Source organism: Paraburkholderia sp. GAS33 (assembly GCF_050436645.1).
Classification (GTDB): Bacteria; Pseudomonadota; Gammaproteobacteria; order Burkholderiales; family Burkholderiaceae; genus Paraburkholderia; species Paraburkholderia phenazinium_B.
Genome location: NZ_JBNDMP010000009.1, coordinates 19,210 through 35,430 on the forward strand (window position 1 = coordinate 19,210; position 16,221 = coordinate 35,430).

Sequence of the window (16,221 nt, forward strand, 5' to 3'; positions counted from 1 at the left end):
GGTCAATACTCCGAGGGGAACAGCAGCGTTGTGGAACTGCGGTCGGCTTCGGTGATGATCCACACCCGCTCGCCGGCCACTTCATACGACGACAGGATGCGCGAGCCATGCTGTACGGCCAGCCGGTTTGACCTTGCATCTTCGGGCGGCACGTCACCCCAATCGCCGGTTACGTGCCGTCTGAGAAACGGGTCGGCCACAACGCCATGATGTTCGAGATGCGCCAGTACCCCCCTGGTCGCCACGATTCGCCCCAGCCGGAACAGCGGCGACGGCTTTTGCAAGGTGCGGCACGGTGCGGTGCCCGGTTCGGGACTCTGGTTGTTGGTATTCATCTGTTTCTCCTTGTACGCTTTCTTGCGGTCACGATAGGCACCGCCAGAAATGCAAAAAGGCCAGCGCGTTCAACACTGGCCCCGGTGCGATGGGTAACTTTGGCTCTGGCTGCGCGACTACTTGCTGGCCGCCTTGACGTTCATGGCGTGGATGCCGATCGCCCAGTGACCGGCAATACTCTTGAAGTTGGTTCGAACACGGTCTGCGGGTTTGCACCATGGCGCCGGATCGAGTGCGTATTCGATCGTCGTGCCGGAGGCGTGACTAGCCTTCGCCCGATGGAAAAGGATGTGCCGACCGACCTCCATGTCGGCGTTGTAGTCAACCATCAGAAAGGCGACATCGGGAATATCAGCGACGCGACTGATCTCCTTGTACACGGTCGCGACAAGCCCTAACTGGGCAAGCAGCGCTGCGATCTGCAACTCGCCGAGGTAGTACGGACCTCGCGCTGGATGCTTTGTTTTGGCGATAGCGATGTCCCGGACTTCTTCGATTTTCTTGCCAGAGAGCATCGCCGCACATGCGAAGACGTCATCGAAGTCGTTGGTTTGCGGAACGAACGTGAACGCAGGGGTAAAGGTTGTTGGGGTGCTCTCGACTGTCGTCGGAATGGTGATGGTAGGCATAGAGGAATCCTTAACAAAAATGAAAGCGCGCAGCAACGCCTGCCTGGCGGCATTGGACATTTCGGGTGGGTCAGCGGGAGAAATTCGAAGCGAAATCCGGCTAACTTCCGGCGGATTTGCTCAGGCATGCGCTGCGGCGCGAGCGGCGAGCCGAAACCGGCTTTTTGGTCGGTTTTTCACTCGTATCGTTATGCTACCAGGGTCAAATCGCGTCTTCAACGCCCAAATAACTTTGTCAGGCATGCACGAAAGAGGCGATTTTTGCAGTCAGATTCCGGGGATCGACCCGTCCTCAAGAGTCACCGCGTAACGGTGGCCACAGCCGGGCGGTATGAACCAGCGCCAGTACCCACACTAGCTCGCCGGAAACCTCGTACACGATCTGGTAGTTTTCGTGGGCAACCAGTTCACGGGTTCCCGGGATCCGGCCCAGACGGCCTAGTTCCGGGAATTCAGACAATCGTTGCGCAGCGGTATCGAACAGTTCGTCCATACGCGCAGCAGCAGAAGGGCTATCCGTGGCAATGTACTCCCAAACCAGTTCACGATCAGCTTCGGCTTCGGGAGTCCATATAACCCTCATGCCTTGCCCGCGACGTCAGCGCGCCGTTTTGCAAACCGGGCTGCAACCTCGTCGTTCGGGCTGCCTCGACCTGCCCGTACGGACGCACGCGCCGCTTCAACCTTTTTGCCAAGGAATTCGTCGTACTCGCGCCCTTCCCGCTGGCGCTGTACGAATTCCCGCATCAGTTCGCGCACGACCTGCGACGCAGGCCGATGCGTCGCCTCAGCTTCGGCCATGAACGCATCGCGCAGTTCGGGTTCAAGCTTCATCGTGAAAACGGCCTCTTTCGACATGGCGCCCTCCATTGGTCATTACATACTAACCAAGTATATACGTTTTCAGTACATAACTCGTGGTCGAGATAGCGCTTTAACCTGTTGACGTCCCGACACGGCGTAGCGTGTGGGATATTGAACCGCCAAGGCAGTACAGCTGCTTGAGTTCGAGGAGGTGACGGATCGGCGGAGACCCGAGTTGAGCGATGATGAACGAGGAATGGGTTATGACGTGCTTCTCTGGGTAAAGGAAGCCGTGGCGCTCTGCGGATTCGTTCTTCTGAGAATCAGCGTGGACTTAGCCAACGCTTCGGCTGCCGAGAAGATGCACACAGATATCGAGGCAATCAGGAGAATAGCGTCTGATGCGTCGGGTGACGCGGAAAGATAAGGCATTCGCCCCAACCGGAGGTATCAAGTTCGGGCAGAACTTGCCGATAGAAGTGATGTTGCGCGAAGATTTGTCATACCCCAATAAAGACAGGTTGCAATACCATCCTCTGAGCGTTCCTACGCCGAATCCGGATCCAGCGGCCCTGCACAAGAAAATGGCGGAATACATCTACGTTGCAAGCAATCCCTCAATGGACGGCCTGGTGAAAGTCGGCAAAACCACCACGTCACCGTCCCAGCGAATGGTCGAGTTGCATTCGACCGGCGTGCCGACTCCGTTCGTGATCGAGTTTGCCGCAGAGGTCGACGATTGTCATGCCTGTGAGAAGGCTGCGCACCGGGTGCTCGCTAAATATCGCTTGTCATCAAACCGCGAGTTTTTCCGGACGACCGTGAGACACGCCATAGCGGAGATGCTGCCAGTCCTCGGCGAGTATCGGCTGATTGACGTGAGAGAATCCCACGGGATCGAAAAGATCGAGTCGGACCTCACGCGCAAGCGTGAGGAAATCGCGGCGCAGGAGCGAAAGCGTAACGCCGAACGCGCCCAGCAGGCGCAGGCGCGCACACTGAAATATCGAGCCGAACTGACTGCTATCCAGGGCCAACTGGCCATTGCACGGGCGAAACTGGCTGCTCTCGGACCGCAGCCGGTGCGGCCGCAAGCTGGCTCGCTCGCAGTGCTGTTATTTTTCTGCCGACTGCCGATTCCGCCGCTTGGCCTAGCTATCTGGCTAGGGACGCTGATGATATTCAAGACAGAACTCCAGACAGGCGGTCTCGTTTGTCTCGCAATACTCGTCGCGTCCTTTCTTTCCCGGGCACATGAAAAGGAAAAGGAGCAGAAATACAACATGGCCGCGCGGCCGTTTGAGCCGCTGGAGCATGAGATCGGCGAGCTGGAGGCAAGGATCGCTGCAATCTCGGTTCCGAGCCAGGCAGCCTCCGCACCCACGCCGGCGAATACGGTTCAATCTAACAGCGGAGCCGTCGTTGCATCGATGTCCAAATCGCGCGCGGCATTGCCCGAAGGCCAAGCCACTGAGGTAAAGGCCATCGTACCGTGTCCTGAGTGCGGCGGCCGGATGCGGCTGCCGGCATACAGGCGACTCGATGCGACCTGCCCCCATTGTCGGCACGTTTTCCGGACAATTGCCGACTCAAACTTCGTGGACCAATCTGTGCGACCCGTCAAAGAGGCAGAACACGTAGCGGTCGCGGTTCAGGCCACAGCTTCTGAAAAAAAATCACTCAGTCCTGAGTCAGCCCTTCAAAAGGGAATAGCTCCGTCCCGGTCGGCCGACCAAGGCTGCAAGTCCGGGCCGAACATTGAAAGGCGTGAAGAACCCGTCCGCCCAGCCCAGGAATCGCTTCCAGCGAACATCTCGACGCCCGTTTCAACCGCGATGTTAATCGATCGTTGCATCCAGCAACTTGCGCGACACGGGTATAAGGTTTCGGCGAAGGTCGGTGCTTGGAAAATCACTGAGCCGCCAGGTGGTCGGGCCGAAGTCCGCACACTCGAAGATTTGATCGAATATGCGCAATCAAAAACTCGCCAAACGATACTTGCGTTCGACGAACACGTTCAAGAGGTCGACAAGGATAGCGAGAACGTTCAACTCGAAAGCGGTATAAAAAATTTGTCCGCGTTAGGCTACCGTGTTACCAAAACCGGCTTTGGATGGACGATCCGCGAACCACTTGGTGGTCACGTTCGCGCCACCTCGGCCGGACAGTTGATTGAATACGCGGCATCAAAGCTCACCCAAAATCGCGAGCCTTGAACTCAGGAATACCCAGCGACGCAAGCCCGTGGTTCTGCCGCGTGCCGAGAAGGTATAGGCGATGCTCGTTGAAATGGTGGTCGCCATTTACTCGCGACGGCACGCGCAACCTCTCGACCGGTTACCGTCTACCGACGTCTCACTGCAGACACCGGCAAGTGACGGTATTTCTGACGGTATACTGGCGCCGTTTCACCACCTCAACTATACAGGCCAAGCGTTTGCGACCAGACTCAACAAATTGCACGTAGATGCTCCTGATCGTCTCCTCAGCGCCAGGTGCCAGTGATGATCGATCGAGGCTCCCGTTCTCGATCCGCGCCACGAACAAGCTGGTAGTTCGCAGCACACCCTGGATGCCCTTGATGAGCGCCTGGCGCTCCCGCATTCGACGCCGGGCATCCTCACGTGCGAGAAGAATCGCCGCAAAAACTGCGGCTATGGTGCCAAAACTTCCTGCCCATGTTGCCCAGTCCCCAGTCTCATGCGGCGGCCATTTGGCGAGCCCGGTAATGACCGGGACTCCGATCAGGGTTACCAGCGGTCCGATCCAGTCCGATTTTTTCATCGTGAATGCTTAGGTAGATTTCGCGTGCGGTATCGAGCTACGCATCGATGAAATCGATCACGCATGGAAACGGCCAACCATTCGTGCGCCTGCTGCGGTGGAAGGATAAGGCTGGTGAAATCGTTGCGGCGGTACTTCCGCCAGTAGTGTTTCAGGCGTTCGAATCGATCGATCCGGCCATTATGTTTTAAAATGTGACACGCAAAGTGACGGAACTGTTGTGCAGACAGCCATTGAGAACGCAGATTGTCCCGATCAAAGCGAGAATCAGACACAAAGAAAGTCGACTCGAATTCGAGAACATGCTTTCCGTCTATGAAAGTGTCACTCAACTGCCGTTGCTCAACTGTGATGTCAATACCACGGTCACGAAACTCATACAGTTGTTTGAAGAGATCCAACGTCTCAAGGTCAGCGACGTAGGAATGTTTTAAAACTCCACAGACAAGCGGATAACTGCCGTTTTCATTAGATAGATATTCGCACGCAAATTTTGCAACGATGGTCCGATGATTTCCACCCGAATCGCAGTACCACAGTCCGCCATTCAATGAACTGAAGTACATGTCATTCTGCACCTCTCCGGAAAAGTAGTACGACGGATTGTCGTCGTACTTTCGAAAGGCCGAATCCGTTTTGGATGGCGCACACTGAGGGTCCGTTACCGCCTCCAACCAGGTCTGGCCGGCAAAATGCCCGTCCTGACCGATGACTTGGCGCATGTCGATCTGTGACAACGGCTCATATACCTCCTGCGTGACAAAGTGCATCACATTCGCCACGCCGCTTCGGTCAAATATCTCTTCCCAGTTGCGAATGACTTCGTGTGCCCAATCGGGAGGATTCTCGACGACAGTTTCGATGAAAGGCTTGCTCAAACCGGACTCCACCAGGTGGGGTTCCAAAATTCAGACTCACCACAGATAACGTCGTCAACGAGCAAAGCTTTAGAGCCACGCTACCGTGGCTCATGTTGAGCATTGGTTCAGATGACGCAGCGAGCGGTATTTCACCGTGAGGAAGGACGCCCCTGATACGGGAGCGAACATCCTTGCCATGTCGGCATGGCCAACAGAGATGCAACGCCCCTTGGCAAAACCGAACTTCCCGAACATGTTCACTCGCGCAACCCTAATAGCCGCCAACGCTGTATAGGCTGCGTGAATCTGTGCAATTGAGAGCTCGAACATCACTTAAGTTTCGACGAAAACAGCCGATATACATCCGCTAGTCAAAAATGCTCGTGTGCGCGAACGGGTACAAGCGGATTGTTTCTCTCGCGATACTCGCCATTAATGGCTACCACATCAACGACACGCAATTAACTGGAGAACAGCTTGAGCAACAACAAGCCACCAACGTCTGAAATCGTCTTTGCCTCCATTAGCTTCGCTTTGCTTTTGATACTTTTCCCCCTCGCTGAATGGATCAGAGTCCACTGTCCGGACTGGGCTTTCAAAAGCGTCGCAGGATACCTGCTCGGCACCATTGGCGCATTCTCATACGCGACGATAAGCAGGTTATGCCACGACATCAAGAAGGACGGCGCAGCAGCAATTGACGAGAACGTCTGGACACGTCCTTTTTCGATCTTGTTTTACTTGCTAATCGCTGTATTCGGCCTTATCGCTTGGATTACGAGCTGGGAAGGAAAAACCGGCATCGCATACGGCGTTGGCGTCTTGATCGGTGCAACTCTTATGGAAGCGGGCGGCGGTTCGATCATCAAAAAACGGTGAGCGACGGCAGGGACGGCCTATCCTACTGACACAGCCGCCAAGCGGGAAATCCTAACGAGCCAATAGGCGACTTGCTCCGTGACACGACAGTGGTCGCCTTACCGAGCTGGCACGTGCGGCTAGCTCGAAATATCGTGATCTGTGCCAGTCTTCCGATCGAACAAGATGGCTAAGGATCCATTCGTCATGCCAGTTGACCAGCACATCTCGCAGTGGAGACCGACGAAGAGTCTATTGGCGCTTGCTAAGAATGTTCCCCTTTTTCAACAATTCCACATTTGTTATGAACCCCTCGTACGTCGCCGACTTCATGCTCATCAAACTCCCGCCAGAGCTTGCGAGCCTTATCAGCCAGGAACACGCTGACCTCAGATTGGATAATCCGACTGAGGCGAGTTTATTGCTTCATGAATGGATTCACTACATGCAGAATATCTCGACCATCTCCGGGATATACGCGTTTGCGAGCTTGATCCATTTGTGGGCTCACTTCCGTTCCACCATAGACACGTCGGGCGAATCAGTTGCATCGCAGAAGCTGAACGACAACGCGAACAACGCCGTGATGCGCACCCATTCGTACCGTGCTACGGCAAGGCAGCAACGAGTTAACGGCGGGCCGTTGTCGGAAGAGCGAGCAGATTTTTCAGTCGTCAGTGCAACCACTCGCGAGACGCCGCTGGCAGCCTGCCTTCCTGGTGAAGACGAGGAAAAGGCAACACTCGTCGAATGCGGAATACAGGTGGGTTCGAGCGAGGAAATTGTTGTAGCTGAAGTTGGGACTCTGGAAATCATGGAGGGCTTGGCCTGGATGATCGAATCCCGGTACCTTTATACCTATAAGCAGTTTTCAAAGATACCTAAAATCGCGCCCTATCAACTGCTTCTAAAGCTTTGCCGCCGTATCGTCCCTGACATCAATGACAACGACGCGATCGCGTGTGGAATTGCTGCCTTGCAGGACAGGGATCCCCCCGCTGGCCTTTGGAGAATCCTTCACGGGGTGAAGGCAGTCAATTCGGCGAGCAGGCGTTCGACCGTGGCACATCTAACATCGCACCACCTCACTCAATCGTGGAATTTGATTGAGACTCTGCTTCGTCAAACCGACGACCATTTCCCCAACGACGAGGCGATGGGTAATGCCGTCAAACACATAACCAGCCTCATGCGCAGCAGCATGGTCCGTCGACGGGACAATCCTCTTTTTGAATTGGATACGTTGGATCGACTGGAGCAAATCAACGAGACGACTCGTGCCACAGCTCTCAGAGATATCATCCGCGAACTGTCCTGCTGCCGCATTTTGTCAACCGCCGGGGGGAAGCCCGACACGATCGGGCGAGATCAAATTCTGTCTTACGGTCACCGTGGCACCAACGCCGAAGAGTTCGACTTCGGCCACCAGAAACTCCACGCCGCGCTGCACTTTACGTCGTTGCACCTCAAAGATGACGGTTTTTCCGAAACGTCATCCGTTGACGTATCCGATAAACGCCGAGAGTGCCCGTTTTACACCGCATGTACGCACGAATTGAGGCATCACATGCCGAACCTCTGCGCTCATCATCCGTGGGAATCGATCAAGATAAAGACGGACCCTCGCGTCGCTTGTTGGTACCGTGCGGGGGTAAGAGCGACGAGGCCACCACATGATGACCCCATGACGTGATACGTCCATCCAATACGGTCTACCTCCGTCTCGCTACAGACACTGTCAGGTGACGGTATTTTTGACGGTATACTGGTCATTTTTTGCCACACCGTCTATGTGTGGCAAGCGTTTGCAGCCAGACTCAACATAATTGCAAGGTATGTGGAGCGGGTGCTTAGCACGTCAGAGAACAGCCATAAATAGGTATCCGTCACGCCTCCAGAAAAACGCGTCCCCGAGGTGCCCGAACCGGCTGTCGGCCGTGCCGATCATGCCTTGCCGCACACTCGCGTGCGGCGCATACAAAAGAGTACGATGCGCCCAGCGCGAGCTGTTTGACGCTTGAGAAACGGCGTCTCGGTCAGATGGGTTTATCGCTCGGCGGCTTGCCGAAACGGGTACTCGCGTTCTCGCCGTCCTTCTCGAAGTCGTTATACGGCCATTCGAATTTCGCGGTCGACGTCGCGAGCGAACGATTGAGTCCCATCCCATATTCGGTCAGATACGTACGACGCGCTTTGTTCTGGATGATGCCATCCTTGGTGTCCTCGCACTCCAGGTCGATCGCCTTGCCGGTCAGCGCGGCGTTGACTTCGGAAGCCGGATAACAGTGGCCAGAGTGACAACTCCATACAGTACTGCGGAAGTTGACAATTGAACCGTCGTGCCTATCTTGAATGTCGTGGTGTACGTTGTATCTTCCTCCGGCGCATCGAACGCGAACTGATTATTGTCGCTGTCATGCACGATGAACGGAATGAAGGCCATCGTCTGCGAGTACGATGCCGTCTCCTGTTTCAGGCTGTACATGTTGAGGTACGAAAGGCTGAAAGTCGCGCCGCTCGGTACATCGTTAGCCGACGTTTCGAGGACCTGCTGGACCAAATCCCTGTCTTCGCGTTAATCAGCGTGGCTTTGAAATCGCTCTTCATCGTGACCGTACCGACGTGCCCTAAGAATGTGCCCGACATCGTCAATACCTTGAACGGCAGCGTGTGCGTACCAGGAGCTGGCAGTTTGTCGAGTACCCCAGCGGGCAATGATTCGATACTGAAGTGCGTCGCGAGATATGCTGGCTTGTCGCTAGCTATATCCTTCACGTACACGAACTGGACGCACCCGGCCAACAGCCCGATGGATGCTAATGACACGCCGGTCAGCGCGTTGGTCTTCTTGATCTGCATACTGTTCAATCTTTTATCGACTTATCGCGTCCGGGCGTTTAAGTGTGTACCGGCTAACTCGCGGTGACATGGACACGCCGATCTGCATACCGGCACCCGGGAGTAAATCTTTAGGGCGCTGTCGGTGCGCACTGGGATTGTCATCAATTTGGACGAGCCGACTCATCGCCGTCTTTTTGGGGCACGGAGTCTAATGCAATCGCCATAGAACGACAGGCTAAAAACTGATACGCGACCGCGAAGTGGCACTACTGACTAAAGAGGCTAGTCCGGCCACAGTTCGCAAGGCTGGCGATACGCCGTGTCGCAAGCGACATTTCCGAATTTACTCGGGAATCAGTGAATCCTGCTTTGCGAGTTTTATCTCATGCATCTGCAATCACGGTACGGTGTATATCTCCACTAAATCGCCACATGAACTTACCTTTTGTTTCAACTTGATTAACATTGCGCATTTTTATAGTCTGTAGAATTGAACGTGAGAATATCGTGTAAATAGAGATAATCCAAAACGCATAATGCGGGAAGGGGATAGCAATGGGGGCGCAGGACATCGCGGGGGCGATCCAGGGCGGTTTAATCCAGCAGGACCGGCTGGTCAAACTTGACACGCCCCTCGGCAGCAACGTGCTATTACCGCAGCGGGTGTATGGCCGCTCGCGCATCGGGCGTGATTTCGAATTTACGGTGGATCTTGTCTCGACCAGGGATGATATCCAGCTCAAGAAGCTGATCGCCCAGCCCGTCACACTGTGGCTCGAACAAACCGACAAGAGCTATCTCCCACATCACGGCTATGTGCACGGGGCACGCCGGCTTGGCGCAAATGGCGGCCTGACGAGTTACCAGATCAGCTTCGCGTCCTGGATGTACTTTCTCAGGTTCCGTCGCGATCAGCGTATCTGGCAGGACAAGTCGGCGGATCAGATACTGACCGACGTATTTAACACGCATCCGCAGGCACAAGGCCGTTTCCAGTTCGCACTTTCCCAGCCGCTGCCATCACGTTCCTACTGCACGCAGTACGAGGACGACTGGAATTTTGCCCACCGGCTGATGGAGAACGAAGGGCTGTTTGGGTTCTGGAAACAGGATGCAGGCGGTAATTCACACACGCTCGTTATCACGGACCGGCTTGAGACGCTGGATCCCCTGACGCCTCAACAGGTCCAGTTCTATCGGGCCGGTACCCAAAGCGAGGCCGATGCACTGGTGCAGTGGGCGGGCACCCGTATTCTGCAAAGCACGACGCTGACCACGCGTACCTACGACTACAAGAGTCCGTCATCGGTACACAATCCCAAAGGCACACTGACGCCAACGATGCCCAATCAGGGCGACCTTCCCGAGCAACTGGAGGTGTATGAATACACCGGACCCTACACCTACCAGCAACAGGGGCGCGGCGACCACCTTGCGAAGGTTCGGATGGAGCAGTGGGAATCGATCTCCAAGCGGTTCTTTGGCGTAGGTTCGGTACGCGGTATCGATGCGGGTCGCTGGTTCGAGCTGGTCGATCATCCGGAACACAGCCGCGACGCGGCCGATCAACGGCAATTCGCAGTGATCGAGACGGTGTGGCTGATCGAGAACAATCTACCCACGTCGACCACGCAGGCGAATTTTCCCCATAGCCTTTCGGCAACGCTGGCCGCCGCCAGAACTGCGCAGACGGGGAGCGCGTCTGTCGGAGCCACGGCACACGCAGATGGTTCAGAGGGTTTCTTCTCTGTCGAAATAGAAGCTCAGCGCAAGAACATTCCCTATCGCAGCCCGTTCGAGCATCGCAAGCCGGTCATGCAGATGCAGACCGCAGTTGTCGTTGGTCCACAGGGAGCGGAAGTCCATACGGATCCGCTGGGCCGCGTGAAGATCCAGTTTCACTGGGATAGGATCGGCCAGCGGGACCAAAGCAGTTCCTGCTGGGTGCGCATCGCACAGGCATGGTCGAGCGGCGGCTTTGGCAGCGTCCAGTTGCCCAGGGCCGGCGACGAGGTAATCGTATCGTTTCTTGACGGCGACCCGGACCGCCCGCTCATCACCGGACGCGTGGGAAACGGCACCAACACTCCGCAATGGACGCTGCCCGGCCAGCTGGCGCTGTCGGGTTTCGTCAGCAAGGAAATCGGTGGCGAGCAGAACAACGTCTGGCTGAAGGACGACACACAGGGCCAGGTGCAGACCCAGATACGCAGCGATCATCTGGAGAGTGGTCTGCACATGAGTTACCTCACACGCGTGACGGAACCTGCCGGCCGCGGTGACAAGCGTGGCGAAGGCGTTGAGTTGCGCACCGATGGGCATGCTGCGGTACGCGGTGCGCAGGGTCTGCTGCTGACCACGCATCCCCGCGCGGGCGCAACAGGTGACGCATTCAGCGTGGATGAGGTTAACCTGCAGCTGGCCGGTGCGCAGGATACGGCCAGCAGTATCGCGCAGAGTGCGCAAACCGCAGGTGCGCAGGATGGCGAACAGAAGAGTGTTGCCACATCGCTGAAGGCACAGGCGGCGGCGATCAAGGGAGGCGGCACGCTCAAGCAGCTTTCGCAACCGCAACTCGTACTGGCAAGCCCTGCCGGCGTGGCGATCAGCACGCCCGCGCAGATTCACCTCAGCAGCGACAAGAGTACTGCGATCACGACAGGCGAGCATGTGTCGGTGAGCACGGGAGGCGGTTTCTTCGCCAGTGCGCGCAACGCGCTGCGCTTGTTCGCCTATCAGGCAGGCATGCGGCTCATCGCGGCCAGCGGCGATATCGATCTCAAGGCGCTGAAGGACAACATCAATCTTCTCGCGAAGCTCAACGTCACGGTGACAGCGACCAAGGTCACCATCAGTGCGCAGCAGGAAGTGGAAATCAACGGCGGCGGGAGCTACACCCGCTGGACCTCCGGGCAGATCCAGAGCGGCACCTCGGGTGGCTTCGTGGTGCATTCGGCAAGTCGTGCGTTCACGGGGCCGGACAATGTCAGCACGCCAGCCATTTCGGCGTTGCCGCCAGAGAAGGAGCAGCTACATTTCGCGTTAGGCGCATTACCGGGTGAGGGGAATCAACTTGCCAGTGAGCCGTACGATCTATACAAGGGAGGCGCGAAGATTGATGAGGGTGTGACGGATGAGTTCGGCCGGATTGTCGTGAAGGATCATCAGCCCGGTACACCAGCCTACACGGCCAAACTGAGCAACGGCTCGGAGTACGACCTGAACGTAAAGGACGCGCTCGAAACAGATCCCGATCACGTTGACCAGATCACAAACCGGGGCGAGCGGCAAGTTTGAGCGCGCCGACCGCTATTGAATGAGGATGCAACCGTGGCAGACTTCCCTCTCAAGACTCACAAGGCAGCGAAGGTGGCGATCGATGAGCAGACCCGTATGGCCACGGGTTCGCTACAGTGGCTTCTTGAAAAGAGAGACAAAATCCCGATTTCGCGGGGTAACACCCTGAGCTTCATGATCTGCGGTGAGGATGGATTCAAGTCGATCGCGAAAGACCTGAGAAGAGCGAAGGCGACGGTGGATATCGTCTGCTGGGGCTTCGATCCCGGCATGGAAATTGAGCGTTCGGGTGACACCTGGCCTCGCGGTATCCGTTACGGCGAGCTACTCAAGGAAATCACAACGCGCAAGGAGAACCCGGTCACGGTGCGGTTGCTGATCTGGTCCACGCCTAGAGGTTCGGCCTTGCAGAACAATATGCCCGGCTACTCGGACGTCGACAAAGGCTGGAGTAGCGTGGGTAGTCCGGTTGTCGAGCACTTCACGCAGAAGGATCCGTACAACAACCCCGCGCGCCATCAATGGTGTGTGGACTGGTGGGCCGAAAATCTGCCGGGCGGAAAAAGTGATGCCGGAAAAAATCCCCGACTTCGCGTCGTATTACGTGAGGTATCGGAAGCCGACGCAACGCAGTTGCTGTCGGTTGCACCTGCGGAAGAAGACAAGCCCGTCACCAGTACCTTCAGTGCCGTCGATGAGCGCAGCGGGATGGAAGCGTACGCGACCCATCACCAGAAGCCAATTCTTATCGACTACGACTGGGACGATGGCAGCGCAGCGGTCGGTTATGTCATGGGGCTTAATTCCGTGACGGACTATTGGGACCGGACGGCTCATGCGGTTGACGACCCCATGCGTGAAACCTTATCGCCCGATCAGATCAATGCTGAACTGGATCGCGAGACTGATACGCAGCAACCACCAAGCAATGCGAGTTTGCCAAGCCGCCTTTATGATGACATGAAGCAAAAGCTGTCGAAGCCGCAGCCGAAAGAGGGATTGGGTCACGAGCACTATCTGCATGGCCGTCCCTATCAGGACTACGCATGTCGGGTGGTTGGTCCTGCACTCGCGCAATTGCATTACAACTTCGAGAACGGATGGTCTGTAGCACTTGGCGGCGGCCTTGCATATCCGACCCCACCGAAACCGCCAGCGAAGATTCAAACTGCCGCGGGAAATCCGGCTCACCTTGTTCAGATTGTGCGTACGCAGGCCCACGAGCAGGAAAAGTCTATAAAGGAGGTGTATTTGCAGGCATCAGCCTGTGCCCGCAACTACATATACATCGAGAATCAGTACTTCTTTTACCCGGAGTGGGCAAGGCATCTGAAGCAGACACGTCAGCAGTTCTGCGCCGACTGGACCAAAAAGTCTGGTAAGCCAGTCACCGAAATCCCGAAACTTCACCTGTTCATCGTGATTCCGCATCCGGAGCGCAAGGAGATGGTGCCACGGACGTACGATACGCTGACCGAACTCGGGGAGGGCTCTGCCATGCCCGACCAGGCACATCTCGCGGATCAGGGCAAACTCAGCCAACCTTATCCAGACTCTCACCCAGGGGTCAACGGCGGCCAGGTAATCGATCGTCCTAGCGCGCAGGACCTCGACCGAACGCTCGGGCTCGAAGTCAGCGTTGCGCGGTTACGCACGAGCGGACCCGATTCGGGCGGCAAGATGGCCTATCGTGAGATCTACATCCACTCCAAGCTGATGATCATCGACGACGCATTCATTACCGTGGGTAGTGCTAACCTGAATGAACGCAGCATGTCTATCGACAGTGAAATCAATATCGCAGCAACCGGGCAACTCTACGCCGCCGATCTACGCCAGCGTGTGTTCACGCTCATGTCGACGGACATTCCGGGAAGCGGAGATCCAAAAGAATTGCCGGCCATGTTCAGGCGGTGGAACGACCTGATGGCAAGTAACGACGACCAACGGCAGAACGGTGCTCCAATGAAAGGTTTCCTGCTCCCTTTCGAAGATTACCGCTCCACTACGACACTGCTCGGCTCGATCTCTGTGCCATCTTCCAGCGATACAGCCGCCTCACCGGATCTTGCATGAAAGTACTATTCAATGCGTTGCGTATAGCCGCTGTTGCCGTGCTATTACTGGGAAGCTCGGCCCATGCAAGCACCCTGACTTCTATAGATAACAAGATAACAATTGCCATGTCCGACCTGCCACGCTACGAAAAACTGCCGCTCTTCGACCCGCACCGCAAGGACTTCGCCTGCTTATATCAGGCACAACAGGTCCCCCCTCTCGATCCGCAGTCCGAGCAGTGGTTTCAACAGGCGCTAGCGCTGGATGATCCCAATATTCCAGTCGGGAACGTCGACTACGCGAAGGTGTATCAACTGTATCGGCAAGCGGCCGAAAGGAATAACTGGAAGGCCATGCTGAACCTTGCGTCGCTGATTTTGAGCAACCGAGCCGGCGTGCCGGAACATGATCCAGAAGCCGCGATCCGGTGGGTTGAGAAAGCGATGAAGCTGGGTATCCCGGATGCCTACGACCGCATGGGAATTTATCACCAGAATGGATTGGTCAAAGGAGGTGACGCTACGAGCGCCTATGCGTTCTTCCAACGTGCGGCTGACATGGGGAGTCCGTCCGCCATGACGTTCCTCGGGGAAAAGCTCGCCGGAACGTACGATGATCCCGAAGGGGAGTTCTGGGGCAATCTCCCGGTAGCGACCCAGATGTTGGAGTGTGCGATGGCGCAAGGCTATGGGCCAGCCGCATTCAAGCTAGGCTACATCTACAAGCGTCCTAATACTCCGGACGCGAAAGAAAAAGCACTTCGAGTCTTTCAGGAAGGCGTCAAGCTCGGATGTGAGAAGTGTGCAAACAAGTTGTCTGTGGAGTTTGATGGCGCTTATCTGACGGACGGCACTAGTGTGGTAAAGGCAATCGACAAAGCACGTGCCGAACGTTACGGCAAGATAGGCGATTTCCTGAAGCTTTACGATGGGCGAGTGAAACTTCCGAATCTGGACAAGGTGCTGCCGTTACCTCCTGCTCCACTCCCTAAATGGGATGGCAACATGAAAACGCTGACTGACGCGGCGAAAGCGGTGACGCCACAGTCCAAAGCTCAGCAGGGAGCAGCCTTGGAGGGCCGTGAATTCATCCCTCCAAGACATGTCGTTCTATCTCTCGAGCAAAGTGCGTTTTCGGTGACTGGCGATCAGTCTGTGCCGCGTGACGGCTACTGGCTAGCACTCTACGGTCCGGCATCGACTCCCAAAGACAGGTTGATTCCTGCGCGGGGGAACAGGCCAGAGCGCTATCTGACAGGAGAGCGCTTCGACGCATCCCCGTTCGCGTGGCTCAACGCCGATCAGGTCCAATGGCACTACCTCGGCGAGGCCTCCGCGTTGCCGCCACAGCGTGAAGATTTCCTGAAGCATATGGTCGAAACTGGATTGATACGTGAGGTGCCGGAGCTGACAAGGCCATTCCAGCGTGACGGTTATGAGATCTGTGCGAAGACTGGTATCTGGGAAGCACGGGTTGCTGCGGATCACCCGCTCGCATCCATTTATAACCGCTGGGACCAGCAGGCCTTCGTAGAAGAAGGCAGTGCATTTCCACGGGCCAGCGAACGATTCGTCGATATCGCTCCAGAGTCGGTGCGCTGGACGTATCTCGGTAGCCCGAATGCAGACACCGGTGTGCCCGGACGGCGAGAGATTGCCTTGTAGTTTCACTTCCAGTGGCTGCAGCGGACGTCGACGTATGAACAAGATCACCTATGAGCAACGTGGTTTCAGGAAGGGGCTGTTGATCGGGCT

General features: G+C 56.3%; 16 protein-coding genes. 7 read left to right on the forward strand and 9 right to left on the reverse strand.

Going from position 1 to position 16,221, the window contains the following annotated elements; translation table 11 throughout:
* Positions 1-2: 2 nt before the first annotated feature.
* From P3T24_RS25075 to P3T24_RS25090, 4 genes are all read right to left on the reverse strand, one after another.
* On the reverse strand, positions 3-335 hold the full coding sequence (locus P3T24_RS25075; protein WP_429438881.1) for a hypothetical protein: 333 nt from the start codon (positions 333-335) through the stop codon (positions 3-5).
* 117 nt (positions 336-452) lie between these two features.
* Positions 453-1,025 carry a hypothetical protein gene (locus P3T24_RS25080; protein ID WP_429438883.1) on the reverse strand — a complete coding sequence of 191 codons (573 nt, stop codon included), beginning with the start codon at positions 1,023-1,025 and terminating at the stop codon, positions 453-455.
* A 232-nt stretch (positions 1,026-1,257) separates the two neighbouring features.
* Positions 1,258-1,548 (reverse strand): type II toxin-antitoxin system RelE/ParE family toxin, encoded by a 291-nt coding sequence (locus P3T24_RS25085; protein ID WP_429438885.1) that lies wholly within the window; start codon positions 1,546-1,548, stop codon positions 1,258-1,260.
* The gene (locus tag P3T24_RS25090; RefSeq protein WP_429438888.1) at positions 1,545-1,823 is read right to left on the reverse strand and encodes a CopG family ribbon-helix-helix protein; all 279 of its coding nucleotides are present in this window, start codon (positions 1,821-1,823) and stop codon (positions 1,545-1,547) included. The genes P3T24_RS25085 and P3T24_RS25090 overlap by 4 nt, the downstream gene beginning before the upstream one ends.
* 181 nt (positions 1,824-2,004) lie before the next feature.
* On the opposite strand from P3T24_RS25090, the gene P3T24_RS25095 reads away from it, so the two are divergent.
* Positions 2,005-2,196: a hypothetical protein gene (locus tag P3T24_RS25095; RefSeq protein WP_429438892.1), complete on the forward strand. Its 192-nt coding sequence runs from the start codon at positions 2,005-2,007 to the stop codon at positions 2,194-2,196.
* Complete coding sequence (locus P3T24_RS25100) at positions 2,171-3,985, forward strand: GIY-YIG nuclease family protein (RefSeq protein ID WP_429438895.1); 1,815 nt, start codon at positions 2,171-2,173, stop codon at positions 3,983-3,985. The genes P3T24_RS25095 and P3T24_RS25100 overlap by 26 nt, the downstream gene beginning before the upstream one ends.
* A 139-nt stretch (positions 3,986-4,124) precedes the next feature.
* Here P3T24_RS25100 and P3T24_RS25105 read toward each other — a convergent pair whose 3' ends face one another.
* The gene (locus tag P3T24_RS25105; RefSeq protein WP_429438898.1) at positions 4,125-4,553 is read right to left on the reverse strand and encodes a hypothetical protein; all 429 of its coding nucleotides are present in this window, start codon (positions 4,551-4,553) and stop codon (positions 4,125-4,127) included.
* Positions 4,550-5,431: a hypothetical protein gene (locus P3T24_RS25110; RefSeq protein WP_429438901.1), complete on the reverse strand. Its 882-nt coding sequence runs from the start codon at positions 5,429-5,431 to the stop codon at positions 4,550-4,552. The genes P3T24_RS25105 and P3T24_RS25110 overlap by 4 nt, the downstream gene beginning before the upstream one ends.
* Positions 5,432-5,890: 459 nt before the next feature.
* Here P3T24_RS25110 and P3T24_RS25115 point away from each other — a divergent pair, with 459 nt between their 5' ends.
* Both P3T24_RS25115 and P3T24_RS25120 read left to right on the forward strand, forming a co-directional pair.
* A complete protein-coding gene (locus P3T24_RS25115) occupies positions 5,891-6,292 on the forward strand; it encodes a hypothetical protein (RefSeq protein WP_429438903.1) in 402 nt (133 codons plus the stop codon).
* Between the two features lie 250 nt (positions 6,293-6,542).
* Positions 6,543-7,964 (forward strand): hypothetical protein, encoded by a 1,422-nt coding sequence (locus tag P3T24_RS25120; protein WP_429438904.1) that lies wholly within the window; start codon positions 6,543-6,545, stop codon positions 7,962-7,964.
* A 343-nt stretch (positions 7,965-8,307) separates the two neighbouring features.
* On the opposite strand, the gene P3T24_RS25125 is transcribed toward P3T24_RS25120, so the two are convergent.
* The 3 genes from P3T24_RS25125 to P3T24_RS25135 form a co-directional block, all read right to left on the reverse strand.
* Positions 8,308-8,433, reverse strand: a complete 126-nt coding sequence (locus P3T24_RS25125) for a hypothetical protein (RefSeq protein ID WP_429409225.1) — start codon at positions 8,431-8,433, stop codon at positions 8,308-8,310.
* 89 nt (positions 8,434-8,522) lie between these two features.
* Positions 8,523-8,756 carry a hypothetical protein gene (locus P3T24_RS25130; RefSeq protein ID WP_429438907.1) on the reverse strand — a complete coding sequence of 78 codons (234 nt, stop codon included), beginning with the start codon at positions 8,754-8,756 and terminating at the stop codon, positions 8,523-8,525.
* Positions 8,744-9,130 carry a hypothetical protein gene (locus P3T24_RS25135; RefSeq protein ID WP_429438909.1) on the reverse strand — a complete coding sequence of 129 codons (387 nt, stop codon included), beginning with the start codon at positions 9,128-9,130 and terminating at the stop codon, positions 8,744-8,746. Before P3T24_RS25135 ends, P3T24_RS25130 begins: the two co-directional genes overlap by 13 nt.
* A 537-nt stretch (positions 9,131-9,667) precedes the next feature.
* On the opposite strand from P3T24_RS25135, the gene P3T24_RS25140 reads away from it, so the two are divergent.
* From P3T24_RS25140 to P3T24_RS25150, 3 genes are all read left to right on the forward strand, one after another.
* A complete protein-coding gene (locus P3T24_RS25140) occupies positions 9,668-12,409 on the forward strand; it encodes a type VI secretion system Vgr family protein (RefSeq protein ID WP_429438912.1) in 2,742 nt (913 codons plus the stop codon).
* Between the two features lie 33 nt (positions 12,410-12,442).
* Positions 12,443-14,485: a phospholipase D-like domain-containing protein gene (locus tag P3T24_RS25145; RefSeq protein WP_429438915.1), complete on the forward strand. Its 2,043-nt coding sequence runs from the start codon at positions 12,443-12,445 to the stop codon at positions 14,483-14,485.
* A gap of 107 nt (positions 14,486-14,592) precedes the next feature.
* Complete coding sequence (locus P3T24_RS25150; protein WP_429439388.1) at positions 14,593-16,131, forward strand: DUF6396 domain-containing protein; 1,539 nt, start codon at positions 14,593-14,595, stop codon at positions 16,129-16,131.
* The last annotated feature ends 90 nt before the right edge of the window (positions 16,132-16,221 follow it).